General features: G+C 49.3%; 30 protein-coding genes. All 30 read left to right on the top strand.

The window, feature by feature from the left end:
• Nucleotides 1-420, top strand: coding sequence for an arsenate reductase (thioredoxin) (gene arsC / locus PBA01S_RS06975; RefSeq protein ID WP_127575638.1), 420 nt, complete (start codon nt 1-3; stop codon nt 418-420).
• 61 nt (nt 421-481) lie between these two features.
• On the top strand, nt 482-841 hold the full coding sequence (arsD, locus tag PBA01S_RS06970; RefSeq protein ID WP_127575637.1) for an arsenite efflux transporter metallochaperone ArsD: 360 nt from the start codon (nt 482-484) through the stop codon (nt 839-841).
• Between the two features lie 19 nt (nt 842-860).
• Nucleotides 861-2624: an arsenical pump-driving ATPase gene (arsA, locus tag PBA01S_RS06965; protein ID WP_127575636.1), complete on the top strand. Its 1764-nt coding sequence runs from the start codon at nt 861-863 to the stop codon at nt 2622-2624.
• 41 nt (nt 2625-2665) lie between these two features.
• Nucleotides 2666-2944 (top strand): iron-sulfur cluster biosynthesis family protein, encoded by a 279-nt coding sequence (locus tag PBA01S_RS06960; RefSeq protein ID WP_127575635.1) that lies wholly within the window; start codon nt 2666-2668, stop codon nt 2942-2944.
• A gap of 27 nt (nt 2945-2971) precedes the next feature.
• Nucleotides 2972-3406, top strand: a complete 435-nt coding sequence (locus PBA01S_RS06955; protein WP_127575634.1) for a protein-tyrosine phosphatase family protein — start codon at nt 2972-2974, stop codon at nt 3404-3406.
• 219 nt (nt 3407-3625) lie between these two features.
• Entirely contained in the window at nt 3626-4684 is a 1059-nt protein-coding gene (locus PBA01S_RS06950; protein WP_127575692.1) for a flavin-containing monooxygenase, read from the top strand.
• A gap of 58 nt (nt 4685-4742) precedes the next feature.
• Entirely contained in the window at nt 4743-5192 is a 450-nt protein-coding gene (locus PBA01S_RS06945; RefSeq protein ID WP_127575633.1) for a MarR family winged helix-turn-helix transcriptional regulator, read from the top strand.
• 72 nt (nt 5193-5264) lie between these two features.
• Nucleotides 5265-5762, top strand: a complete 498-nt coding sequence (locus PBA01S_RS06940) for a GNAT family N-acetyltransferase (protein WP_371859502.1) — start codon at nt 5265-5267, stop codon at nt 5760-5762.
• Between the two features lie 201 nt (nt 5763-5963).
• Nucleotides 5964-6137, top strand: coding sequence for a hypothetical protein (locus PBA01S_RS22710; protein ID WP_164744107.1), 174 nt, complete (start codon nt 5964-5966; stop codon nt 6135-6137).
• 18 nt (nt 6138-6155) lie between these two features.
• Nucleotides 6156-6500, top strand: a complete 345-nt coding sequence (locus PBA01S_RS06935) for an ArsR/SmtB family transcription factor (RefSeq protein WP_127575691.1) — start codon at nt 6156-6158, stop codon at nt 6498-6500.
• Between the two features lie 73 nt (nt 6501-6573).
• A complete protein-coding gene (locus PBA01S_RS06930; protein WP_127575631.1) occupies nt 6574-7374 on the top strand; it encodes an arsenite methyltransferase in 801 nt (266 codons plus the stop codon).
• Between the two features lie 430 nt (nt 7375-7804).
• The gene (locus tag PBA01S_RS06925) at nt 7805-8299 is read left to right on the top strand and encodes a hypothetical protein (protein WP_127575630.1); all 495 of its coding nucleotides are present in this window, start codon (nt 7805-7807) and stop codon (nt 8297-8299) included.
• Nucleotides 8300-8735: 436 nt separating this feature from the next.
• A complete protein-coding gene (locus PBA01S_RS06920; RefSeq protein WP_127575629.1) occupies nt 8736-9362 on the top strand; it encodes a hypothetical protein in 627 nt (208 codons plus the stop codon).
• A 76-nt stretch (nt 9363-9438) separates the two neighbouring features.
• A complete protein-coding gene (locus PBA01S_RS06915) occupies nt 9439-10140 on the top strand; it encodes a hypothetical protein (protein ID WP_127575628.1) in 702 nt (233 codons plus the stop codon).
• 240 nt (nt 10141-10380) lie between these two features.
• Entirely contained in the window at nt 10381-12738 is a 2358-nt protein-coding gene (locus PBA01S_RS06910) for a type IV secretory system conjugative DNA transfer family protein (RefSeq protein WP_255315303.1), read from the top strand.
• A gap of 164 nt (nt 12739-12902) precedes the next feature.
• Entirely contained in the window at nt 12903-13778 is an 876-nt protein-coding gene (locus PBA01S_RS06905; RefSeq protein WP_127575627.1) for a replication-relaxation family protein, read from the top strand.
• Nucleotides 13779-14597 carry a conjugal transfer protein gene (locus tag PBA01S_RS06900; RefSeq protein ID WP_127575626.1) on the top strand — a complete coding sequence of 273 codons (819 nt, stop codon included), beginning with the start codon at nt 13779-13781 and terminating at the stop codon, nt 14595-14597.
• Nucleotides 14598-14676: 79 nt separating this feature from the next.
• Complete coding sequence (locus tag PBA01S_RS06895; protein ID WP_036646570.1) at nt 14677-14934, top strand: hypothetical protein; 258 nt, start codon at nt 14677-14679, stop codon at nt 14932-14934.
• A gap of 4 nt (nt 14935-14938) precedes the next feature.
• On the top strand, nt 14939-15643 hold the full coding sequence (locus tag PBA01S_RS06890) for a TcpE family conjugal transfer membrane protein (protein ID WP_127575625.1): 705 nt from the start codon (nt 14939-14941) through the stop codon (nt 15641-15643).
• Between the two features lie 8 nt (nt 15644-15651).
• Complete coding sequence (locus PBA01S_RS06885; protein WP_127575624.1) at nt 15652-15885, top strand: hypothetical protein; 234 nt, start codon at nt 15652-15654, stop codon at nt 15883-15885.
• Nucleotides 15886-15918: 33 nt separating this feature from the next.
• A complete protein-coding gene (locus tag PBA01S_RS06880; RefSeq protein ID WP_127575623.1) occupies nt 15919-18411 on the top strand; it encodes an ATP-binding protein in 2493 nt (830 codons plus the stop codon).
• Nucleotides 18408-19925: a hypothetical protein gene (locus PBA01S_RS06875; protein WP_127575622.1), complete on the top strand. Its 1518-nt coding sequence runs from the start codon at nt 18408-18410 to the stop codon at nt 19923-19925. The genes PBA01S_RS06880 and PBA01S_RS06875 overlap by 4 nt, the downstream gene beginning before the upstream one ends.
• An 18-nt stretch (nt 19926-19943) precedes the next feature.
• The gene (locus PBA01S_RS06870) at nt 19944-20159 is read left to right on the top strand and encodes a hypothetical protein (protein WP_009226893.1); all 216 of its coding nucleotides are present in this window, start codon (nt 19944-19946) and stop codon (nt 20157-20159) included.
• Between the two features lie 15 nt (nt 20160-20174).
• Nucleotides 20175-20354, top strand: coding sequence for a hypothetical protein (locus tag PBA01S_RS06865; protein ID WP_127575621.1), 180 nt, complete (start codon nt 20175-20177; stop codon nt 20352-20354).
• Nucleotides 20355-20381: 27 nt separating this feature from the next.
• A complete protein-coding gene (locus PBA01S_RS06860; protein WP_240267702.1) occupies nt 20382-21338 on the top strand; it encodes a M23 family metallopeptidase in 957 nt (318 codons plus the stop codon).
• Nucleotides 21339-21359: 21 nt separating this feature from the next.
• Nucleotides 21360-21596: a hypothetical protein gene (locus PBA01S_RS06855; RefSeq protein WP_009226896.1), complete on the top strand. Its 237-nt coding sequence runs from the start codon at nt 21360-21362 to the stop codon at nt 21594-21596.
• A 48-nt stretch (nt 21597-21644) separates the two neighbouring features.
• The gene (locus tag PBA01S_RS06850; RefSeq protein ID WP_009226897.1) at nt 21645-22433 is read left to right on the top strand and encodes a DNA adenine methylase; all 789 of its coding nucleotides are present in this window, start codon (nt 21645-21647) and stop codon (nt 22431-22433) included.
• Entirely contained in the window at nt 22430-22744 is a 315-nt protein-coding gene (locus PBA01S_RS06845) for a hypothetical protein (RefSeq protein WP_127575619.1), read from the top strand. Before PBA01S_RS06850 ends, PBA01S_RS06845 begins: the two co-directional genes overlap by 4 nt.
• A 4-nt stretch (nt 22745-22748) precedes the next feature.
• On the top strand, nt 22749-22940 hold the full coding sequence (locus PBA01S_RS06840; protein ID WP_127575618.1) for a hypothetical protein: 192 nt from the start codon (nt 22749-22751) through the stop codon (nt 22938-22940).
• 25 nt (nt 22941-22965) lie between these two features.
• A partial coding sequence (locus PBA01S_RS06835) for a hypothetical protein (protein ID WP_218027434.1) occupies nt 22966-23559 on the top strand: 594 nt, incomplete at its 3' end.

The raw sequence follows: 23559 nt of genomic DNA, 5'->3' as shown, positions 1-23559 counted from the left end.
ATGGAAAAGAAAACGATCTATTTCTTGTGCACAGGGAACTCTTGCCGCAGTCAAATGGCTGAAGGATGGGCCAAAAAATATTTGGGTGATCAATGGAACGTATATAGCGCAGGCATTGAGGCCCATGGACTGAATCCTAATGCCGTTAAAGCCATGCAGGAAGTAGGCATCGACATTTCCGCACAAACGTCGGATATCATTAATATGGAACTGCTTAACAATGCCGATATGGTCGTCACTTTGTGCGGCGACGCTGCAGATCGCTGCCCGATGACCCCTCCGCATGTAAAACGCGAGCATTGGGGATTTGACGACCCGGCAAAAGCGCAAGGCACGGACGAAGAGAAATGGGCCGTGTTCCAAAGAGTACGCGATGAAGTTGGCGCGCGTATCAAACAGTTTGCCGAAACTGGCGAGTAATAAACAAAACAGCCGAGAGGACTCTCGGCTATTTTCTATGGGAAAGGAAGCGTGCTTTTTCATGAGAAATATGGAAATCTATGATCCGGCGATGTGTTGCTCAACGGGAGTTTGCGGCCCTGGTGTAGATCCTGAGTTGATCCGCATTTCCATCGCGGTAAACAATTTGAACAAAAAAGGATTTACCGTGACTCGTTATAATTTGGCAAGTGAACCTGCAGCTTTTGTGGCTAACTCGTTGGTGGAGCAGTTGCTTTCCGACAAAGGTCCGGATGTGTTACCGATTGTCATCGTGGACGGACAAGTGGTTAAGGAACGAAACTATCCAAGCAATGAAGAGTTGTGTGCTTGGACGGGACTATCCGAAGATGAACTCATCAAGAAACCAAAGGTTCGTCTGGAAATCAAAGTACAACCGTAAAGGAAAGAAGGATTTGAAGATGCCAACTCGGTTTGATCCACTGTCGATACCACTAACTCCTTACCTGTTCTTTACTGGTAAAGGCGGGGTAGGGAAAACTTCGACGGCTTGCGCAACGGCTATTTCTTTAGCCGATTCCGGTAAGCGGGTGTTATTGGTCGGCACGGACCCAGCTTCGAATTTGCAGGACGTATTTGGCATGGCGTTTACGAATCATCCTGTCCAAGTAGATGGAGTGGATAACCTGTATGCCGCAAATTTGGATCCCGAAACCGCGGCAGCGGAATACAAAGCGTCCATGGTCGATCCGTATCGGGGTAAACTGCCCGACACGGTGATTGCAACGATGGAGGAGCAGTTATCGGGTGCTTGTACTGTTGAAATTGCTGCCTTTAATGAATTTTCGGCTCTGTTGACGGATCAAGAGCTTAAGGATCGATTCGATTATATTCTGTTTGATACTGCACCGACGGGCCATACGTTGCGGCTGCTGCAGCTTCCCACGGCCTGGAGCGGATTTCTTAATGAGAGCACACATGGTGCTTCTTGTTTAGGCCCGCTTGCCGGCTTGCAAAATCAAAAGAAAGTTTATGAGCAAGCGGTCCAAACTTTAACGGATGAGAAACAAACCATGCTGGTGATCGTCACCAGACCGGACGAATCCCCGCTTACCGAGGCAGCCCGGGCGTCTGTTGAATTAAAAGGGATCGGTATTCATCACCAGAATCTCGTGATCAACGGTGTTCTGAATCAATATAAACCGGGCGACCCCGTATCTAAAGGGGTTTACGAAAGACAGTTGAAAGCGATGGAGCGAATTCCGCCGGTGATCCAAGCGCTTCCGACTTACCAAATTCCTATGGCTCCTTTTAATGTAACCGGGCTGCAAAATTTACGCGATTTCTTTGAGCCCAATGTCTCAGAAACGGTTCCAGGGGTACATCAAAAGATATCTATACCGTCCTTTCAAAAACTCATTCAAGACTTGGATTCGGCCGGAACCCGCGTGGTCTTCACCATGGGAAAAGGCGGGGTAGGCAAAACGACGGTCGCTTCAGCGATTGCCGTCGGGCTGGCTGAACGTGGTCACCGGGTGCATCTGAGTACGACAGATCCTGCCGCACATCTTGATTTTGTCATTCAGGAGTCTGAATATATCACGGTGAGCCGGATTGATCCCAAGGTGGAAGTGCAAAAATACCAGGAGGAAATCATTGATCAAAACAAGGATTTGCTTGATGAGGATGGACTCGCATACTTGGAAGAGGATTTAAGGTCACCGTGCACGGAGGAAATCGCGGTTTTCAGAGCCTTTGCTGAATTGGTAGACCGAAGCGGGGAGGAAATCGTGGTGATCGATACAGCTCCAACCGGTCATACCTTGTTGCTGCTCGATGCCACTCAGGAATATCATAAGGAAATTGAGCGTTCATCCGGTCAGATACCGCCATCCGTTCAAAAGTTGTTACCTCGTTTGAGGGATTCGAAAGAAACCAGTGTGGTCATCGTCACTTTGGCTGAAGCTACTCCTTATTATGAGGCCGTTCGATTGAATGATGATTTGAAACGCGCCGGCATACCGACAAAATGGTGGGTCATTAATCAAAGCTTTGCCGCTGTTGGAACGACTGACCCTGTCCTGCAAAGTCGCGCACGGTCCGAACAATCCTGGATCCAGGAAATTAATGAAACGTCAAACCACCATACGGTGATTATTCCATGGGAGCCTGAGGAAATTAAAGGGTATACGCAGTTGAAAAAACTGATTGCGGAGCCTACTTAGCTGGATGAGGAATCTAATTAGATTGGAAAGGTTGATATGTCATGGTTATTACAGATGGAGCCAAAAGTTATATTGAAGAAATGATGAAGGAAGCCGGAGTCACGACGCTGCGATTTGTTCTTGCTAGCGGTTGCTGCGGTCCGAGCTTTCAATTGGCGCTCGAAAACGCTCAGGAAACGGATATTGTAAAAAGCATCAATAATATTGAGGTAGCGATCGATCCTCAAGTTGAAGAATTGGTAAGCCAAGTGACATTGGATCTTGAACAAGATGAAGAAGGTGCAGGCTTAGTGATTAGCGGCGGAAGCAACTGCTGCTAAGCTTGATATATGGAGAGGAGAGAAAACATGGCTCATTACCATGAACTGGTTAAAGGCAAAGTATTTATTGGTGGAATTGATGGATTGCAGGAAGCGCTGCGGAATGAGGACATTACCGATGTGTATGACTTAAGGGATGATGGTAAGGAGCCAAATGATTTTCCAAAAAGTGTTATGCGGCATCATTATCCTATTGTCGAAGATACATGCGGACAAGAAACTTCGATCGCAGAAGCCATTCAAGCGATTAAACAAGGATTGGACCATGATCAGAAAGTGTATTTTCATTGCTCAGGCGGCCGCAATCGGACAGGGACTGTAGCTACCGGATTGATGCTTGAACTCGGCCAAGCATCCAGTGTTGCAGAAGCAGAAAGCTTGGTCAAGTCCATTCGTTCTGAAATTGCGATAAAACCGGAAATGCGTGATGCTCTTAGAACGTTATACCCGAATCGGAACTAATCATTCAATAAAAGAAGCCTGATATATTGGAGGCTTCTTTTTTTGTTAAAAGATACTCATACAAAATAAAATAAAAGTTGCATATTGCAAATTTATGAAGTATATATAATACATAGTCCCTACACTTATTAAGCGAGTATTTTGGACTTATCGCAATAATGAAGAGGTATTTTTATCTATTTTAAGTTGTAGAATGCAAATATAATGGAGGTGCTTTACATCATGGATGTACTGGACACGATCGTGATTGGAGGAGGTCAGGCGGGGTTGGCCACAGGATATCATTTGCAAAAGAAAAGGCTACGTTTTCTGATACTAGAGGCAAATAACCAAGCAACCGGTTCATGGCCGCACTATTATGACAGCCTAAAATTATTCTCGCCAGCTCGATTTTCATCCATGCCCGGGATGAAGTTCCCCGGAGATCCAAATCATTACCCTGCCAGAGATGAAGTTATTCGTTATCTGCAGAGTTATCAGAAGGAATTTCAGTTACCGATAAGAACGAATCAACGCGTGGAATCGGTTAAAAAGGATGAGCATGGATTTACCATACAAACAACTTCAGGAGATACGTTTCAAGCTCGTACTATCATTAATGCAAACGGCTCATTTCATAATCCGTACAAGCCGGTAATACCTGGTCAGGAGATGTTTCGAGGACGAACACTTCACTCCTCGGAATACCAAAATCCGGGCTCATTTCGAAATCAGCGAGTAGTCGTGGTAGGACGAGGGAATTCGGCGGTACAAATTGGTGTTGAACTGGCTGAGGTGAGTAAAACGTCTCTCGCTGTTTTGCAGCCGGTTCAATTTATGAATCAAAAGGTTTGGGGGAAGGATATTCATTTTTGGGTTAGAATTATTGGTTTTGATACTTTCCCATTTTGGAGATTCGGGAAATCGGCACCAAGTTCAAGTGCGGTGAACGATACGGGACGGTATAAGGAGCGTATCCTTGCAGGAAAACCAGATCAACAGCCGATGTTTACCTCTTTTTATGAAGATGGAGTTGTATGGCCAAACGGGACAAAAGAACCGGTGGATTCAGTCATCTTTGCGACAGGTTATCGGCCGCGATTCCCCTACCTACGAGCGATAGGCGCTCTGGATGGAGAAGGAAGGCCAATCCATAAAGCCGGTATCAGTAAGATCCCTGGACTTTATTATGTGGGACTCGAGGGACAACGCTCTTTCTCTTCCGCAACATTAAGAGGAGTCGGACCGGATGCGAAGTTTGTTGTGAAACGGCTTTCGCATCATCTTAACAGTCGATAAACAATATATTTGAAAAACACAAGTAGTATAAAGTATAAATAAAATTGAGGTGAGTGGAATGGAAAACGTTCGAGAACTATTTCAAATCATGACACGCCGTTTTGGTTTTTTGAATAAAAACTGTTGTTCAGCTGGTGGTTGCGACATAACTTTAGTTCAAAGTCACATTCTTTACGAAATAGATCGTCAGCATAATCCGTCCATTCAGCAAGTAGCGGAAGCTTTAGGTACGGATATTACGACATTTAGTCGTCAAATACAAACGTTAATTAAAATGAATCTTGTAAAGAAGACTCCCGATCCAGGGGATCGAAGAATTTTTGTTCTTTCACTTACAACAGAAGGTAAATACGTAGCTGCTACCATTGATCAACAAATGAATGACTATTTGAATGAAATTTTTTCGCAGATGAGCGATTTTGAAAAAGATACTGTAATTCACTCTATTAAGTTGTTGAATGAAGCAATGTTGAAATCCAACAAATGTTGTTCCGTCCCAATCGGGTGACCGGTTATGAATCCGAACTACCTGCGATAAAAATAATATTTATAATATGGCTAAATAAGTAGTGGAGGGAATATGATGCTCTTAACTCGTCTCGTTTCCAGTGAAGACTGGGAAGCCATTAAATCTATCTATGAAGAAGCCATAATGACAGGTAACGCAACCTTCGAAATGAACGCACCTTCTAAAGAACAGTGGTACTCCAGCCATGACCTGGAGTGCAGTATTGTTTGTCTTGACGGTGACAAGATCGTCGGATGGGCAGCATTGAGCCCTGTATCCTCAAGATGTGTGTATTCGGGTGTCGGAGAGAATAGTATCTATGTCAAGCAGGATGCACGCGGTAAAGGCGTGGGGAATATTCTTCTTGGTCGATTGATAGAAATCGCCGAAGATAGAGGGTTCTGGACTATTCAAACCGGAATATTTCCTGAAAATTCGGCAAGTTTAGCTCTTCATTTGAAGCATGGTTTTCGTAAGGTAGGTCGTCGGGAAAAGATCGGCAAAATGAATGGTGTTTGGAGAGATGTTCTATTTATGGAGAGACGAAGCGAAGTTGTGGGGATAAATTAATAAAAAAAGCTCTATTCACGTCTCGCATCAAATCCCCAGTGCCGTTTGATGACGTTAAGATTCAATAAAGTTACGTTGCAGTAGTGCTTATCGAGACCATCACGATATTAAATCAATTATTTTTGATTTAATCTTGATTTTACCAGCTCTGCATGCTACGATTTATTCATCAAGAAATTTTGATGAATGGAGGTTCGTCCGATGATGAACCATTACGTGATGGAACAACTGATGAAATTTCAGCAAAAAGAAATCGAAGAGCGGGCGCGACAGGCGTGGAAGTGGTTGGATACCAATAGCCTTAAGGGAAGTAAAAACAATTCGACGTCGGTGGTCTTGCAGCCGATCGCGGCTTGTTGCGCCGCTTGCTGCTAAGGAGAGGTAGAGGGCATGATGATACAACTTCCCATCCTTGAACAAGACGGAGAGACGATCGATTTTGCCAAGTTTGAAGCCAAATTCAAAGCGCTCGCGGATCAAAAGCGTCTGCAAATTATGTATGAACTTACACAAAAGGGCAGCATATGCGTGTGTGATCTAGTAGAAATCGTGGATATGCCGCAATCTAAATTGTCGTATCACTTGAAAATCTTGCTTGATGCCGGCTTGATCTTCCGAGAAATGAAAGGAACTTGGAGCTATTATGAGTTAAATCACGCGGAGGTTAACCGACTGCTATCTCCCGAGTTGTGCTGTATATTCCGCAAACTGGACGATTCAAGCGGATGCTGTTCATAAGCCCACATGGTGGGTTTTTAATCCGTACATTTAATCAAAAAAAATTGATATATTAAAAAAGGAGCGATGTTCCATGAGCCAAGTAAAGAATGATGATGTACGCCAGCATGTACGAAACCGATACAAGCAAATTGCGATCCAAAGCAATTCCAATGCAAGTTGTTGCCAGGCTAGCACATCGGCATCCGGATACTCCGGTACGGCCGATGAAGTTTCAGCGAAATTGGGGTATTCCAATGAAGAACTATCAGCGGCTCCGGAAGGGGCAAACCTTGGTCTAGGCTGCGGGAATCCTCAAGCGATCGCATCGCTTCAGCCTGGGGAAGTCGTTCTGGATTTGGGAAGCGGAGCAGGCTTTGATTGTTTTCTGGCTACCCGGCAAGTGGGAGAGACCGGCAAAGTTTACGGTGTTGATATGACACCAGAGATGGTAAGCCGTGCCCGCAACAATGCGCAAAAGAACGGCTACCGGAATGTTGAATTCCGGCTTGGCGAAATCGAGCATCTCCCGATAGCTGATAACTCGATCGATGTCATCATCTCTAATTGTGTCATAAATCTTTCTCCCGATAAGGAGCAAGTCTTTCGTGAAGCTTTCCGGGTATTAAAACCAGGAGGGCGCTTAGCCATCTCGGATATCGTGACGACAGCGGAATTACCGGCAGAGATCCGGGGTGATCTTGATTCATTAGCAAACTGCATATCCGGCGCGTCCACCGTGGCTGAAGTCAGGGAAATGCTTCAATCGAGCGGATTTAACGATATTGTTGTTGAGCCGAAAGATGAGTCCCGCGAATTCATTCAGGACTGGGTTCCTGGGGCGAGCATGGAGGATTACATTCAATCGGCCGTTATCAAAGCTGTTAAACTTTAAGTAGGATTAAGAAACTGCACAAAAGCCATGAATAGCACCTTCAACCACGTTGGCAGGTGCTATTTTTGTTTGATATTCTTATGCATATACCCCATGGGGGTTCCAGGAAAATATACAACCTTTTGTAAAAAGGTTGTACAAAAAGAGTCGCCTTACCGAAACGTGACCTTCCCCGTACAATAAGGTCAAGCGCGCGCCCATTCATGAATTTGAAGGGAGCAAAAATGATGGGGAAGCACGAAGTCGTTAATGCGGGGCAGTCTTTCAGGGAAGTTTCTCTTTCCGAGACGGATAAACCGAATTTGCCGGCGCAATGTCAATCAAACAAGCCTGAAAAGCGGAGTGGAGCCAGCTATTCGCAAGCCTTTTACGCCCAATTGATGCGTCACGATTGGTATGGTAGAGTTCGTCATCGTATCCGGCAACGGGGATGGGGGCAGTGAGCCGACCGATCCCGTTCACTCGCGTCGAAAACTGGTTATTCACTTTACCGGTTTGGAAATCGCAGTTGGAGTCCATGCGGGAACAGTTGTCACGTATCCCGGGGCTTACACAAAAATTCGATTTGGTCCCGATCTACGGCAAGGGTCAAAAAAACGAAGCAATATTAAACGAGATAATCCGCCGTTTACAATTGCAAAATGTAGAAATCCCTTTAATGGAACTGAGGATTGATGTGCTGGAAGCCGCGATTCACTCCTTGCAAGAGGAAGATCAGCAATTTGTGGAAGAGCGTTACATGCGCCGTCTGCCTTCCATGCTTGTCATGGAAAAGCTGGGCTTAACGCACCGCATGTTCTATAAGCGGCGGAAACGATTGCTCAGTCACATTTACCGCTTTGTAGGCGGAGAGGCTTCCATTTTATTCGTGGATGATAAAGAAGCGAATTCGGATGTGGATTCATCGGACGATTCCGCGGAATAAGGTCAGGTCAATCGAAGGTCACAAAATGATTAGGAACCTTGTTCTCCTTGAATTATGGTAGCGGTTGGCAATCCGGTGGTAAGTTCAATACTGGTGCTCTTCAGACGAACGGTTAGGCTTTCCGCTTGTGGTGGATCAGGGCTCTGTCGTCCGTTGGAACTTGCTAAATGATTGCCATGAGTCGGGTCAATCTTCACCCGATTTGCCTATTTTCTCAGAAAGAGTTAAACTCACTAGAATTAACATATTATATAACTTATCACTATCTAGATGTTTTTATGAAATATATTCTATATTTGGATAATGACATAGAATATTCGAAATAATTGTATTTATGTTATAACAAAACTTGATATATTGGGATATAATGGAATTGTTACAAAATAATAATTGATCGCTGGCCAGCCTTCAAAAAATGGGAGGGTTTCGAATCTAAATGAAGAAGATATTCTCGTCTGCTTTGTTTTGTATTATGCTCGTAGTATCTATTGCGACAAGCGCATATGGTATGGGTGAAACCACTCAAGTTGCCGGTACAGTTTATGAAGAGCAAGTGGCTGGTAAAGAGGCAAAGATAACAACAGTACCATTACAAGAAATGCTTCCTGCCCAATTTCAGGAAGATGGAGTTGTCCTGCAACGTGATGCAAACGGCAACTTCCATGCAACTATTCCTTTAGTAAAACCTAATAGCTCAATTACCGCTAGTGATGTTGTCTTTGGAGGATTAACTATGAGTTTGTACAACTATGTTGGTACAAACAAATATGAATTGTTTTATACGATGGTTGTAACAGGTGATTGGTTGAAAGGGTTAAAAGGGAATTTTACTGTTACAAATACTTCTGTACTTTCACCTGCCACATACCTCGATAAAGATGTAAATTCAACTTTTACGGCAACAAGACTACGTACAGCAAAAGTTGGTGACGATTTTGTTATACCTTCAGATGTTGAAAAGGTTCGAGTAAGGGCCAGTGATTTAACGGTCTCCTTTTTAGAGACAGACCCTTTATCGCCCGCACCTCTATCTATTATTTTTGAAACTGCTAATGCTAATTAATTAGGGAGGACTTGGGTGAATTAACTACTAAGTAGTTAGTTCACCTATTTCCATTTTTAAAGAAAATGGTGAGGATATGAAAAAGATTAGTTTTAACGAAATGAAAGAAAACCACACTTCCTTTTTTTCTCCAAACCAGCTCGTTGTTCGTAAACTGCCTGTTATTTCAACGACTGATGAAGAGCAAATAAGAGAAATCCTGATCAACATGATCAATATTCAAGGGATTCTGGCTAGGCATTATTTTTATCAAAGAGAACTAGGAAGCTCCAGTATAGAAGATTACTCCTTCTTTATCACTAATAAAGTGGATGATGAAGCTTTAATGTTTAGCATGATTTTTGATTCTGTTACTGTAACAAAGACCAAATACGGGGAACCATGCGGTCTTCAAGTTAATGACGCCAAAGATATAGCTTATAAAGTTTTTGAAAGAATGATTAAAGAAAAACTGGTTAACAATGAAATTGGCCACTTTATTCTAGGTAGAAAATTTCAGAATGATTATCGCCAGCTAGGGTGTTTTGAAATAGAAGGTGATGAAAGGGAGGTTATTGAAAATGAGTTTTTTACCTATTTGATCAAGAGTTCATCTTTGTCCACGGCTGTATATCCTGCATATCTCGATGTTAGTGGTTTGAAAATGGGAGAAATAGAAAAAGACCAGCTAATAATTCAGTTAGCAAATCAAGTTAGTAAACTCTATTTAATGGTTTATGATTATGAAAATACGGAAGGGGTTCCTTTCTTTCGAAAAGAATTAAGATGGTTTATTTGAGTCGGATAAGTGAGTCAATATCATAATTCGACTCGAGTAGAGGGCTAAAGCTACCAAAAATCAAAGGTCAATCCAAGGTCACAAAATGATCAGGAAAAGGGACAAGACAAGGTCACGTAATCCTGTTAATCTGATAGTGTCAAAAAGGTGTGGACAGGCTCCCGGGCATCCCGGACGGCCTGTCTTTTTCATTTTCAGGGCTGATCGGGCTCACCGGTCGTTCCTGAAGGGAAAGGAGTGATGGATCCATCCAATATCTCGACAATTGAGGAGCGGAAGATCGAGGGGAGGGGAGCAGCGATGCTCTCTTTTTTATTTCCAAGCTGGTGCGAGCCCGGCCAAGGTCAGCACAAGCGAACGCTATGGTTCGAAATTCAATCCTCCCTTAATGCCACGCCTATGGAGTTTGCCAATGCAACGCGATTTGCCCGGCATATCAGCGGACTTGGGCTTCCCCGATTCCAGCGTCTTCGGTATGGACAACTCTATTTTCGTTTCCTGATCCAGTGTGCAGGACCTGCTGGACGGGTACGGATCTACGTTTCTGTCCCCGACATTCGCTGGATGGGATTTCGTACCGGGTTCCACACACAGGTGTACGGAATGTATTTGCTTCCGGTCGAGACACCCGTGTTTACCGCTGGTTCGGGCAAAAACGTGATCGTTGCCGAAGGCCGTCCGGCGTATAAGGGCGCTCTTTCCGTTGCAAGTATCCATCCGACCGGCAAAGATCCGCTGAACGAAATGATCGCCGCGATGGGTGCAGGCGAACTGGCGGAAGGTGAGGAGGTGTGGCTGGAGCTGGCATTTGCGCCAGCGGGCAAGCGGCTCCTTCAGCGCCGTGTCCGCAGAGCCGAGAACTGGCTGCGTTCCCCGGCCAATGAGCCGGTGTCCATACAGTCCATTTGGCGGGAGATGAACACGAACCAAAAGGCTAAATCACGGCCGCGGGAATTGACCGCCTACCAGCAAAACGTGATGCGGACGCTGCAAAGCAAACAGGATGAGGATGAAATCGGGCTGTGGACCGGATTTCGCGTGCTGATTCGTTCCTCTTCGGCCAAAGCGCGACTGCAAACGATGAACGATATGCTGCAATCGATGCGAAGCGGTAATGGCATCGTCCTGCGGCCGGTAAAAGGCAAAAAGCAGGTATTCGCACCGGGAACGCCATCCAAGCAGTTATTGCTCGCTTCGGAGGAACTGGGCTACTGGCTGCGCATTCCTGCTTTTGGCGATCCGGCCGCCGCGCATATGGAGAAGATGCATGCAAAAATTGTACCGGCTCCCACTGGGCTCGACCACGGCCTCTACATCGGGAAAAGCAACGTACCGGGCCAGGAACGGGAACTTCGTATGCCGCTGGGTCAAATGCTCAAGCATGCGTTTCTCGCCGGCACGACCGGTTCCGGGAAAACGTCTACGCTGCTCTCGATCATGACCCGTATGGTTGAAGATCTGGAGCGGAAGTCGGACCAAGCGCCCGGTTTTACGTTTCTCGACCCGCACGGCGGGGCAATTGAAACGTTGCTGAGTTATATCCCGAAAAAGTTGTATCCGAAGCTGCACCTGATTCCGCTCGGGGCTACCGAACGGCCGCGCGGCTTCAACTTGTTTCAAGACGCGCATTCGGATGTACGGGAGTCGTTGACCGGGGAGTTCGTGACCACCTTGCAGCAATTGTTCCCGGGTTCGCGCCCGCGGGCGGAACATTATTTACGAAACGCCGTTTTAAGTCTGTTGTCGGTGCCGCCGCAAACGGTACTGGGTATTATGGATATTTTCTATAACGAGAACTACCGGAGAAAATTGCTGCCGAAGCTCGACCTGCATTTGCGCCATTTTTGGCTGGACGAGTTCGCGCAAATCAAAAATTTAGGGGATCATCTCGGTCCCATCATGAATAAGCTCGGTGCCTTAACGACGTACCCGACCGCGCGGCGGATGCTGGGGCAAGAGCGCAGCAGCATCGACACCCGGCGGGCGATGGACGAGGGCCATATCGTGCTCATCGACGGCAGCGGCTGCGTCCCGGATTTACTGAAGATTCTGGCCAGCCTGTTTTTCATCGACTATCATTTCACCTGCCGCAAGCGGCCTCAGCATAAGTCCAAAGCGCATTTTTTCTTTGCCGACGAAGTCCATTTGTTTGCGACGGACATCTTGACGAAAATATTGGCCGAGGATCGCAAGTTCGGTTTGTCACTCTTTCTGGCCACCCAGTATTTGACCCAATTATCCGATCGCATTCTGGAGGCGATACTCGGCAATGTCGGTACGCTGATGCTGCTGCAGCTCGGAGGGCCGGATGCGGACAAATTGTCGCGTTGGCTGAAACCCCAGGTGACGAATACCGATTTGATGAACCTGGCCGAACTGCACGCCATTGTACGCACGAAAGGACATGAAGGTCGTCTTGAGCTATTTACGGTGAAAAACGAGATTGTGCAGGTGAAGCACGAAGCTTGGATCCGGGAAGCATGGGCGCATTCGGACAAGCAGGATGGCCGGTCGATCGAGTCGGTCGAGCGGGAAATGAACATCGGAGAAGGACCGCAGTCCCCGCTAAACGGTTGGCGACGCGATGAGCCGGAGTAAGGCTCATGCCTAATAAAGTCAGAGATCAAAACTGAGATCAAGTCTGAGATAAAGATGGAGATAAGCGGGTTAGATGGAACCAACTCCGAAAACCGCAACCGGCGCATGAGCCGGCGGTCGCGCTGATCCGGACTTGCTCTCATCTGCGCGGAAAGGAGAGAGACATGTACGAAGCGGCAAAAAAGGAGCTGCTTGCGCTCATCTACCGATACGGACCGATGACCGCCAAGCAGGCGGCGATCGTTCTGAATTACCGGTTGCCTACTCTTTACGCAATGGCCAGTCAATTGAACCGGCAAGGATTGATTCGCAGTATTCCGCTTCCCTTCCTTCGGCTCAATCATGTAGGATACGGCCTGACCGCCCAAGGGGCAAAAACCGCTGCTCTGCTTGCTGGTGAAGAAGATGGTTACCGTTCTAAAGCATGGGAGAAGTTGCCGATTCAACTGGAGCATGTGTACGGCACTAACGCATTTTTTGTTTCACTCATTGAGCACAGTTTGCGCCATGAAGGCGAAGGTATAACGGAGTGGCAGTCAACCCGGGAAGCCGCAGAACAATACGCCCATTTCAAAGACTCCGGTAAAAAAACGATGCTGCTGCGTCCGGACGGATTGTGCACATATGTGCTTCCGGGACGAGGGCGGCTTGTGCTGCATGTGGAGTACGATACCGGTAGCGAAAACCAGTGGAAGCTGCAGGACAAGCTGTGGCTGTACGGACGGGTGTTGTCCGCTGCATGGAGGTCGGTTGCGGCTGTCCATGTCCTGTTTGTGACCAAGATCGAGTCGCGTCCGAAGCGTCTGTTGCGTCTTTGGGCTGCACTCGGCGAAGGGCCGCTGCTTAGTCGTCCGTTGCCGAACGTCTGGGCAATCAGCGAGAGCGAATGGAAGCGAAAAGGCGTAGAGGAAGCACTTTGGTGGGGAGTGGGAGAGTCGCGCATCCGGTTGAAAGAGATGCCGCTGCTGCCGCCCGCAGAGGCGGATCTGCCGCTTCTCGGCAAACAGCCGCGTGAGCCGTCCCCGATCGCAGGGAGGTGAATGGACTTGGAATTTCGTTGGCTGCCGAAGCTGCTCCTGTGGAGCATGCTAATGTTTTCCTGTTTGGGGGCGGTTTCTACGCTGTTTCGCTCGGAAACCGATCCAGTCCCCGCCTTGCTCACACGAACGGCCGAGCAGCAGATGGCGATCCAAACGGCGCTTGGGTTTGCCCGGGAATGGATGCTCTGGGACGGCGGGGAATTGCCGGAAGAGCGAGTGCAGCGGCTGCAGCCCTATATCGATCCGGATGCGCTTGCCCGTGTTGCTGCCTTACAGGCCGAATCAAACACTCGAAGTCAACAGGTGATTGCATCGGAGTTTTTGACCATCGCCGCTAGCGGCGGATCGTCTTATCGGGTCCGGGTTCGCGTAATAGCCGCCAATCCGGAGCGGGTGATGTGGGAGGTTGAAGTGCCGGTTTGGGTTCAAGCAGCAAAAGGGGCAGCGGTCACCGATCCGCCGATCATTCGATCATTACAGGAACCACCAGTTGTTCCGAAGATTCCGCAAGCAGCAGCGGCATCCGCCGCGGTGAAAGAGCGGATGCGGCCGGCCATGGAAAGTTTCCTGAAAACGATATGCGAAAGCAAGGATGCTGGCGGCCTGCTCAATTATGTAACGGCAGACGCCAAAATGGTTCCGCTAAATGGCCGGTTGCGTTTTGTAGCGTTAGATCGTTTGGAAGCAACCGGAGAAGGACCTTACGACGTTACGGTTTCATTTACCGCCGAGGACGCATCGACCGGCTTTCGTTTGGCGCAGGTGTGGCGGATGAAGGTAACGGAAGAAAATCAAAAATTTTTTGTGGCGGCTATGTAGTAATAACTTACCCGAAATCCGAGCCATCAAAATGATCGCGTGGACCACGATTCATTGGTTAGACCTGGAGGTGAGGGATATGGATGGGGATTTTGTCCAAACCGGTTTGCTTGTGCTGAAACGATTGCTGCAGGCGATTTTCTTGACGATCGCTATCTACCGTGGTGTGAAAATGTATGCCAATGGAGAAACGAATCGGCTTTGGTCGCACATTATGCTTTCAATCATTCTCGGTATTTTCGTTTTCGCACCCGGTATTGCCAAATATTTAGCTTTTTATGTACTCAAAACGCTGGGCATTTCGGTGGACGGGCTGACGGATACGACGGGGGGCTGACACGATGAACGAGCAGGAGAAAGCGGAATCGTATCGTGCCTTATATCGGGTTCGTCCGCTCATCTACCATATTGGGGATATAAGGTTATGGATGCCGATCCGGCAGGATGGCGTCGTCATGTGGCTTGTCTTCCTTATCGTCTTTTTCATTTTTTGTTACATCTTGCCCGTACTTACGGTGCTTCCGTTTGATCGGGCGATCACAATGACGGTCGGTCCGGTCGCCGCGGCTTATTATACGGTCAAACTGGATCCGGCGGGCAAAACGGTGCCCCGCTATTTGCGGGACATTGTTCATTTTCTGGTTCGACCCAAATGGGTGGTCCGTTGGCAAGCGGTTCGCCAACCCGGAGGAATCCATCGGATTCGGTTTATCGGGCACTGCCGTCCTTACGAACGGTTGCCACTACAACAGGGAGGCGAGGAGTGGTGCGGCCGCAAGGGAGTGTTGGTTGGAACGGTGGAAGGTTTTCGGGTTCTCCTCCTTCCCGCACTAGTACGCATACGCTGGAAAGTAAAGTCAGGCCGTTTGTCAATCATGCCGCTCAAACGGCAGCCGAAACAAGCCATTGTGCCGCCTACCTGGCTAGAAGGACATCGTGTGTTGTACGGGAGCGCGGCCACCCCGATCCAATTGGAGCGGGAGTTCAAAGAGAATGGCAAAGAACATTGGAAGGCTCAAGTAAGAGCCGACATCCATGCGAGGTGAAACCGGATATGGGGAACTGGCGTCATCATGTGTCGATCGGCATCGATGATATTTTGGAGGACGAGTCGATGAGTGTGGAGCAAAAAGGGCGGATGATTGCGGATCGGCTCAGCCGTAAAGCCTGTTTCCATTCGTTCCCGTATGTAGCGAATTTTCGCACGGCGCGGACAGCGGACGAACTGGATCAATGGCTCGAGCGTATGTACGATTTTGCCGACCGGCACCGCATTTGGATCCGGTAAGTGCCCTCCTTTTATGACAGGAGGTGAAGTAAGTTGAAATGCCCCGTGTTGTACTGGGAGCAAAACCTGCTGTTCGATTCGCTTCTGAAACCGTGGGCGGTGTATCGCATACCGCTGAAGCCGTATGCCTACCAGTCCGCGGAGAAAAAGCGCGGCACGGTCAGCCAGATGCAGCAGTTTTTGCATAGCTATCATGGCAATGGACAGTTGTTGTCGGTAACCCGGATGATGGATGCCGAACACTGGCGACGGCGGCGAATAGGGCAGGGCGCGGAGCACGAACGGTATGTGAAGGCGGTCATGCAACGCTTTGACGCACGTCGTCCGTGGCAGCGGTCGCTTTATTTGATTGTGCAGCTTTCCGACGTGCAAAAACAGTTTCCCGAAGTTGATTTGTCCGGGTTTCGAAAAACGGGCCAAACGTTAAAGGAACTGGCCGACGCTTTTCTGAGCCAAATTCAGGAGCAGTTCTGGTACCGTCAGCGCGGCGAGCTGGAGGAAGAGCGCCTGCATATGGCCAAATCCGCCGAGAGCCTGCAGTTCAATCACGTTTACCATCATTTAAACGGCGAACGATGCGGTCCGCAAGAAATTGAATGGTTGCTTCGACGGGGCTTCTTCCGAGGACTTTCCCGGGAACCGGAACTGATCTTGACGCCGGAAGCGATGCGTGAAGTGCGGGTAAGAGGCGACAGAGTGCTGCTCCGCCCGAAAAAATCGCTGCCGATTTTGCTCGCTTCCGATTTGGTCAGCGAAGAGAAGATGAAGACGCTGGTTGTCCATCATGACGATCAGGACGAAGAAAGCTTAAGAAGCTATCAAGCATTCTTTTCGGTTGTCGATGTACCGGAGGAGATTACGGTGATTGGCGAAGAGTGGCTGTATGCGCTCGAGGACTTGCCGTTTCCCGCCGAAGTCAGCCTGCACTTTCAGGTACAGACGCCGCACGAGGCGGCCGGTGGTCTGCAGCGCAACCGGAAGGTGCTGAAAGACCAGCGCCGGGAATATGCCGAAGCGTCCGAAGAGACGCCGATCACGTTGGAATGGGCGGGCAAACGCGGGCGTGTGTTGGAGAACAAATTGCAAAAAGGGATGCCGCTCGTTTGGTCGTCCGCATGGCTTAATGTGTCGGGAGGTTCTCGTAAGGAACTGGAGGAGCGCGCAGCGCAGTTGCTGCAGCTGTACGCGACCAAGCAAATTCGCATCGTTCGCTCTCCGGCGGATCAGGCGCGGGCGTTTCAACTTTTTTTGCCGGGATCGGCGATGGACAAGCTAAATCGCATCCCGATGGACCCGAAGTTTTTGGCGGCGGGCATGCTGCACGGATCCCGGGAAATCGGCGACCCGGACGGGGACTACATCGGACGGACATTGCACAGTATCCCGGTGCTGCTCGACCTGAAGCGTCCGATGTCCAAGGAATTGAACCGGTCCGGGGCAATCGTCATTGTCGGTACGCTCGGCTCGGGCAAGTCGGTGCTGAAGAAGACGTTGTTTTACCACGGCTACAATCAAGGCGGCATCGTCTTTTCCATCGATCCCAAGGATGAGGATAGCTGCTTTGCGCTCATCCCGGATATTCAAAAAAACATGGTGCGGCTTAACTTTTCGGCGGAATCGACGACCAAATTCAATCCGTTCCGAATGTCGAAAAGCGAAGAACGCGCGCACAGCATCGTGTTGGATTTCCTCAGCCTACTGTTGGAGGGCACTCGGAACGACGAGCGGGCCGACGCCATTATGGAGGCAGTGGAGCGTACGTTCGAGCAGGACAAGCGGGATTTGCATGTGTTCATAACGGAAATGGAACGGATTGCGAAAGATTCGCCGGTGGATGCGATCCGGGTGGAAGCGCGGCGCTGTGTGAACCGGCTGTTGTCCTATTCGCGAAGTCCGTTCGGCAAATTTATTTTCGCCCATGATGGGGAAGAAAACGCGAATATGAGCGGTGCACGGTTTATCGTCATTACGCTTGCCGGGTTACCTTTGCCGAAGAAACGAACTGAACGGCTGCAGCAGGCGTTGACGCCAAACGAACGGTTCGGCATTGGTATCATGTATTTGGTCGCGGCACTAGGGCGCGAATATATGTTTCACCGTCCAAGCGATCAACTCAAAATTTTCGGTATTGACGAGAGTTGGATACTCCGCGCCTTTCCGGAAGGCGCACTGCTTATCGATGAAATCATTCGGATGGGTCGTTCCTTTCAGGTCGTGCCCTTACTTGCGACCCAAAACCCCGGCGATGTGGCGGACGAGGAGACGAGAAATAATCTCGGCTCCATTTTTTGTTTCCGGACGGAAGATCCGCGTGCGATTGCGGACAATTTGACGCTGCTCGGTTTGGATCGGGGTGACGAGGACATGATCCAGGCATTCCGGGAGCTTAAAGCCGGCGATTGCTATATGAAGGATATCACAGGTCGAATCGGACGGGTGCATATTGAGCCGACGCCGGATGATTTGCTCAACATTTTTAATACAACGCCGAAAGCCGGCGATATGGAAGGGAGGGAGAACCGTTGAGACGACGATGCTGCTTGGGGCTATTGACGGTGCTGCTCATTGCTGGCCTGATTGTGTTTCAGAGCTCCATTCCTGCCTATGCCGATGCTCCTGAGGATATGTTCGATCAGTTGCTGCCCGGCGAACGCGAAATGGGCATCGAACCGGGAGATCGAACATTAGATTACCGCCAGTATCCGGTCGATAGCTATATCTGGGACTTAGGTTACGATTTGATTGAGTGGTCCGGATGGAAAATGAAGCTGAATGATCCTTTTTCGTTACTGCTTAACTGGATAGCGAACGGACTGTTTATGCTAAATGCGTTTATTACGCGATTGTGTATTTTTCTTATGCAACTGGGGTTTCATACGGATTTGGTCAATGAACAATTGTCGCTGATTTTGCCGGTAATGGACGGCATGCGCACCGGACTATTCAGCAAGTTTTTACCGTGGGCGCTTGTCCTGCTGGCTGCATGGATGGTGAAAGTGGGCTACTGGAACAACCAGACGACAAGATTGACGTCCGGCGTAATCGGCTCGATTGTCGTGCTGGTCGGCACCTACTGGTTTTTCACCAACGCGGGGCAAAGCATTCGCGCGGTATCACAGACGATGGACCAGCTGACGCAGGTGACGATGGGGGCGCTTGCCGCACCGTATCAGCGTGTTACCGGTGAGGAACTGAAGGTGGGACTTGCCGGCGCCGCGGACCAGCAACTGTTGGCCACATCCAACCGGCTTTGGCAGCTGTTTGTTGACCGTCCCTGGTTGATCGGTCAATTCAATCGTCAAGACTCGGACGACGTTCGCATGACTGCCGAGGAAGTCGAAGCCGTTCAGGACCTGGCGGAAGAAGAAGAGGTGACGATCGATGCGCAGGTTGGGGATGAATGGGCGCACTTGATGCGTCAGTATGCGCCTGGTATGGATCAACGGAACATTTTGCGGAAAGTCATGGGCGACGAAAACGTGGATCATGGCGACCATGCGGATACGGCGCTCTTGTTTATGGGCGGTTCGGCGGCCATCCGGTGTTTGGTTGCGGTACTTGCCCTTGTCGCTACGCTGACCCTGCTGCTTTTTGTCGGAACCGTATCTTTCATTCTGGTCTTGGCACAGGAAATGGCGCTGGCCATTCTCATCCTCGCACCGGTGGTGCTGCTCCTCGGCTTGTTTCCGGAGCGCGGCTTTGCTTTTGTCCGCCGTTGGGTAGGTTGGCTGATCGGGACGCTTGGCACGAAAGTAATTTACGGCTTCTATATGGGGTTCACGCTGCTTGTCGCCGATGTGGTGGCGCGCGGCTCCGGTATTTTGATCCTGCAGCAAATCTTTGTGGCGCTACTCTTTTTCTGCGCCTTCCTGTTCCGCAAAAAGATATTAAAACAAATGCTTAGTATCTTCCAGGCCCCAACACCGCATGAGATGTATGACGTTTCAAAACGCGAGATTGTTTACCATGTTGGAGAAGTGAAGCAATCGTGGCAAAAAGCCAAAGGTCGCGCCAAAAAAATCATAAAAAAATTGAAATAAAGGAAGGGGGAGCGGACGATGGAACGACTGGCCGATTGGCTGAAGCGGGAGCTGAAGCTGGATACGGTTCGTTTTGTGGAACGGCAAACGCATGGGCATTTGCTCAGAGGAAACGTACAAGGACGGGACATTGATCTGTTGGTCATATCCTCGGGCCATGTATGGGTGAAGCATCCGGCTGCTCGCTCTTGGAGCACGACGGGGATTTACGTACCGGAGCGGGTTGGATTTTGAAAGGAGGAGGACCGTATGCGTACGAATTTTGACCCGGTGAAGATGGAACGGCTCGCCCGCCGAGATGCGATGATTCGCTTTGTCGTGGAGGATTTGGAGAAGCGAGGGCATAGTCGAAAGAAGGCCTTGGAGCTTGCGTTTAATGGCTATGTGCTCGACGATTCGGCCATGTTCCGAGAGTACGAGAAAGATTAATCTAACTATGTGCCGAAGGTGAAACGGATGGAAACGGGGAGCTTACTTAGAAAGCGAGTCATCTGGTGGATCGTCGGCAGCTTGGGCGTGACCGGCATCGCGGCCCTATTGCTTGGTTTCATTCTTGTTTTTGCTTTGCTCGGGTCGCTGGTCACGACATCGGATGCCTCGAAAATGGCGGGCATTGAGGTACCTGACACTCCCGAATTCGATATTCCTTTATTCCTGCTGCCGATTTACATCCAGGCCGAACAAGAGCACGCCTCCTGGGCGCGGCTTGCGGCCATTCATCAGGTGACAACCGATTTTGGGGCGAAGAAAGCCAAACGAAGCGACACGATCGGAGCCTTAGGATTTCCGCGCTCATTGTGGGAGGGTTATCGCGTGGATGGGGACAGCGACGGGAAGATCGATCCGGATAATCCTTACGATGCGATTTTTTCATTGGCAAATTATTTGCAATTGACCGCCCAGGACCCGGAAGAAGCGCTCGTTGTTTGGTTCGGAAGCAGCAAAGAGGTGGCGTTGGTGTATCGGAAAGAAGCGGAATATGCGGCCCTGCTGTCCAGATCGGGAACGTGGCTATGGCCGTTGGCTGGGTACACGACGATTTCCAGTCCATTTGGTTATCGGGTAGATCCGGTTACGGGAGCGCAGGGAGCATTTCATGCAGGAATCGATATTCCCGCGCCGCGGGGTACACCGGTGTTAGCCGTGCTAAGCGGAACGGTTACGCAAGTCATCCGCGGCAGCACCGGATACGGCAACGCGATTCTGTTGCAACATGCAAACGGTTTGGTCAGTTTGTATGGGCATTTGACGGACATTGGCGTACGTCAACGGCAACAGGTGCTGCAAGGCGAAGTGATTGGATGGGTGGGCAGTACGGGAAAATCAACCGGTCCTCACCTGCATTTGGAAATTCGGGTGAACGGGCAAAAAGTGGATCCACTACCTTACTTCCGGCAATTGGATGAGCCATGAATAAAGAAAGAAGGGGATGACGTGCGAAACATTGAGATCTATGTGATTGAAATGCGCGGTGTGATTCAGATCATCGGTTTGCTGCCGGGCGTCAATTTGTTTGATCTTGGATGCCGGAAAGAGCGGCAACAGGCGGTCCGGCACGCGCTGGATCTGGCACAGTTGCTCGAGGTTCCGGATTATCGGCTGCATATTTTTGGTCAAACGGCAACCACGTTGCTGGCAACAGGCATGGAGGCGTTGCTTTCCTCTGGTTAAAGCCGGGAAGGATCGATGTTTGGTGAATATTGAAGGGAGCGTGAAGCTGTGCTGAAAAGTCCCATCAGGTGGCAAGGCGGCAAATACAGGCTGCGTGAAGAGATTATCCGGCGCTTTCCACCGCATGTCGTTTATGCGGAAGTATTCGGGGGCGGGGGCTGGGTACTCTTTGGCAAGGAAAGATCCAAAGTGGAAGTTTATTCCGATATCAACGCGGAACTGGTCAATTTTTTTCGGGTGATTCAAGAAGATTGGGAAGGGCTTGCCCAACGGTTTGAGTGGGCACTCTATGCCCGTGATGAATTTGAGCGTATCATGAAACGACGGGATCAGGAACGCGACCCGGTTACCCGAGCGTATGATTTTTACTACCGTGTCTACTCGCATTTTGGCGGAAAGTACAACGACGCCGACGATTGGGGGTACACACGAAGCAAGCCGGCATACGATATGTCCAACGTCAAACAAAAATTTAAAGTTGCTCATGAACGGCTGATTGGTGTATATATCGAAAACCGATCTTTTGAAGAGGTACTCGCCCGGTACGATTCGGCGGATACCTTTTTTTATTGCGATCCGCCTTACTTGGGACTCTCCGGTTATCTGTACAAATTCGACGAATCCGATCACCGGAAATTGCGAGAGCTGCTTGGCGGCATCAAGGGCAAGTTCTTGCTCAGCATCAACGATCATCCGACCATTCGGGAGTGGTACGCCCCTTTTGTAATTGAGGGCGTTGAAACCCGTTATTCCATTGCGAAGCAAACGAAAGGACGGCAGCCGGTGAAGGAACTGTTCATTATGAACTATACGCCCAATTTGCAAACGGAGGGATGAACTTGAGAGTTGATGTCCGCGTTTTTAATCGATACCGTAAGCAACCTTTTCTTCCTCATTACGAAATGAATGCGGAAAGACCGCACGAGACTTATGTTTCCGCACCCGTTTTTGTGATTACCGAACAACGACTGGAGGACATCATTGCCCTGGAATCGGATGGACTGATCCGGCAGTATTGCCGTGAGCCTATTCTTATCTTTACAGATCGTAAACGGGTACTTGCCGTTGACCCTCAGGGGTACGATTACGCCCGCTATGTTTGTGTCATCGACTATCGTACCGTGGAATCAATTCTTAAACGGATATAATCCTATGGACAAGATACAAATTGCAGATCAAGGAAGTATCTTTGCCGTCTTGTTTGTTCAAGACGGGAATCCGCATGAGATGGACAGGCGTAACACATTTGCGGATGCGGAAGAATTTGCGTTCTATTTGGCCGCACGCCTGAAAGTGGACGTCTATTATCGAGACAAAAGACTGGAGCCACGGAGGAAACGGTGATCGATATGGCAAGGAGGTGTTGGAGTTGCGGGTCGCACTATTTCGTCTGAGTCAACGACAGATGTGGGTGGAGCGGCTTCGCCGGTCGGGTTACGAAGTCAAGTTTGTTCATGATCCCGAACGGATCACGTCGGAAATGAGCGTTGTCGTGGTAGATGCCATGGTGGGGAAATGGAAGGACTACGTACGGCTTGTCCAGGGAAGAGAAGTGCCGGTCGTGTTGCTAGTAGAAGACCATAGTGACTGGGGAGAGCAACAAACCGAATCGTTGGGGATTGCCGGAACGGTGACAGCGGAAGAAGAAACGAACGGACTGTTTTCCCGGTTTATACCGGCGGGTGAAACCGAGCTGGAAGCCACGGCTGCCCTTTCGAGCTTGGGAAGAACGCTTGTTTTTCAGACGGAAGAAGCCCCTTTCCTATCAAATACGAAAATGGAGACGGCTGAATCGCAATCTGTATCCATTGATGTTCCGCTCTCGCAGCGAAAAGCACGGCAACGGTTCGAAGTGGAACCATCTCCACCGAAAGCTTTATCCGCCAAGGCTCTCCCAACCCAGGCTCCCCGGGAGATACCTGAGGATGGCACTTTTCCGTACGAACTGCCAGAGACGGACAAT

Source organism: Paenibacillus barengoltzii NBRC 101215 (assembly GCF_004000745.1).
In the GTDB taxonomy this organism is placed as follows: Bacteria; Bacillota; Bacilli; order Paenibacillales; family Paenibacillaceae; genus Fontibacillus; species Fontibacillus barengoltzii.
This window is presented reverse-complemented; position numbering and strand designations above follow the sequence as displayed.

What these genes read in the sequence shown, in the direction of transcription:
- PBA01S_RS06925 (WP_127575630.1), top strand. Translation starts at nt 7,805, where the DNA reads ATGGGGGCAGTGAGCCGACCGATCCCGTTCACTCGCGTCGAAAACTGG.
- arsD (WP_127575637.1), top strand. Translation starts at nt 482, where the DNA reads ATGAGAAATATGGAAATCTATGATCCGGCGATGTGTTGCTCAACGGGA.
- PBA01S_RS06940 (WP_371859502.1), top strand. Translation starts at nt 5,265, where the DNA reads ATGATGCTCTTAACTCGTCTCGTTTCCAGTGAAGACTGGGAAGCCATT.
- PBA01S_RS06905 (WP_127575627.1), top strand. Translation starts at nt 12,903, where the DNA reads ATGTACGAAGCGGCAAAAAAGGAGCTGCTTGCGCTCATCTACCGATAC.
- PBA01S_RS06845 (WP_127575619.1), top strand. Translation starts at nt 22,430, where the DNA reads ATGAACTTGAGAGTTGATGTCCGCGTTTTTAATCGATACCGTAAGCAA.
- PBA01S_RS06955 (WP_127575634.1), top strand. Translation starts at nt 2,972, where the DNA reads ATGGCTCATTACCATGAACTGGTTAAAGGCAAAGTATTTATTGGTGGA.
- PBA01S_RS06930 (WP_127575631.1), top strand. Translation starts at nt 6,574, where the DNA reads ATGAGCCAAGTAAAGAATGATGATGTACGCCAGCATGTACGAAACCGA.
- PBA01S_RS06885 (WP_127575624.1), top strand. Translation starts at nt 15,652, where the DNA reads ATGGGGAACTGGCGTCATCATGTGTCGATCGGCATCGATGATATTTTG.
- PBA01S_RS22710 (WP_164744107.1), top strand. Translation starts at nt 5,964, where the DNA reads ATGATGAACCATTACGTGATGGAACAACTGATGAAATTTCAGCAAAAA.
- PBA01S_RS06890 (WP_127575625.1), top strand. Translation starts at nt 14,939, where the DNA reads ATGAACGAGCAGGAGAAAGCGGAATCGTATCGTGCCTTATATCGGGTT.
- arsA (WP_127575636.1), top strand. Translation starts at nt 861, where the DNA reads ATGCCAACTCGGTTTGATCCACTGTCGATACCACTAACTCCTTACCTG.
- PBA01S_RS06860 (WP_240267702.1), top strand. Translation starts at nt 20,382, where the DNA reads ATGGAAACGGGGAGCTTACTTAGAAAGCGAGTCATCTGGTGGATCGTC.
- PBA01S_RS06900 (WP_127575626.1), top strand. Translation starts at nt 13,779, where the DNA reads ATGGACTTGGAATTTCGTTGGCTGCCGAAGCTGCTCCTGTGGAGCATG.
- PBA01S_RS06910 (WP_255315303.1), top strand. Translation starts at nt 10,381, where the DNA reads ATGGATCCATCCAATATCTCGACAATTGAGGAGCGGAAGATCGAGGGG.
- PBA01S_RS06920 (WP_127575629.1), top strand. Translation starts at nt 8,736, where the DNA reads ATGAAGAAGATATTCTCGTCTGCTTTGTTTTGTATTATGCTCGTAGTA.
- PBA01S_RS06895 (WP_036646570.1), top strand. Translation starts at nt 14,677, where the DNA reads ATGGATGGGGATTTTGTCCAAACCGGTTTGCTTGTGCTGAAACGATTG.
- PBA01S_RS06945 (WP_127575633.1), top strand. Translation starts at nt 4,743, where the DNA reads ATGGAAAACGTTCGAGAACTATTTCAAATCATGACACGCCGTTTTGGT.
- PBA01S_RS06935 (WP_127575691.1), top strand. Translation starts at nt 6,156, where the DNA reads ATGATACAACTTCCCATCCTTGAACAAGACGGAGAGACGATCGATTTT.
- PBA01S_RS06865 (WP_127575621.1), top strand. Translation starts at nt 20,175, where the DNA reads ATGCGTACGAATTTTGACCCGGTGAAGATGGAACGGCTCGCCCGCCGA.
- arsC (WP_127575638.1), top strand. Translation starts at nt 1, where the DNA reads ATGGAAAAGAAAACGATCTATTTCTTGTGCACAGGGAACTCTTGCCGC.
- PBA01S_RS06870 (WP_009226893.1), top strand. Translation starts at nt 19,944, where the DNA reads ATGGAACGACTGGCCGATTGGCTGAAGCGGGAGCTGAAGCTGGATACG.
- PBA01S_RS06960 (WP_127575635.1), top strand. Translation starts at nt 2,666, where the DNA reads ATGGTTATTACAGATGGAGCCAAAAGTTATATTGAAGAAATGATGAAG.
- PBA01S_RS06840 (WP_127575618.1), top strand. Translation starts at nt 22,749, where the DNA reads ATGGACAAGATACAAATTGCAGATCAAGGAAGTATCTTTGCCGTCTTG.
- PBA01S_RS06915 (WP_127575628.1), top strand. Translation starts at nt 9,439, where the DNA reads ATGAAAAAGATTAGTTTTAACGAAATGAAAGAAAACCACACTTCCTTT.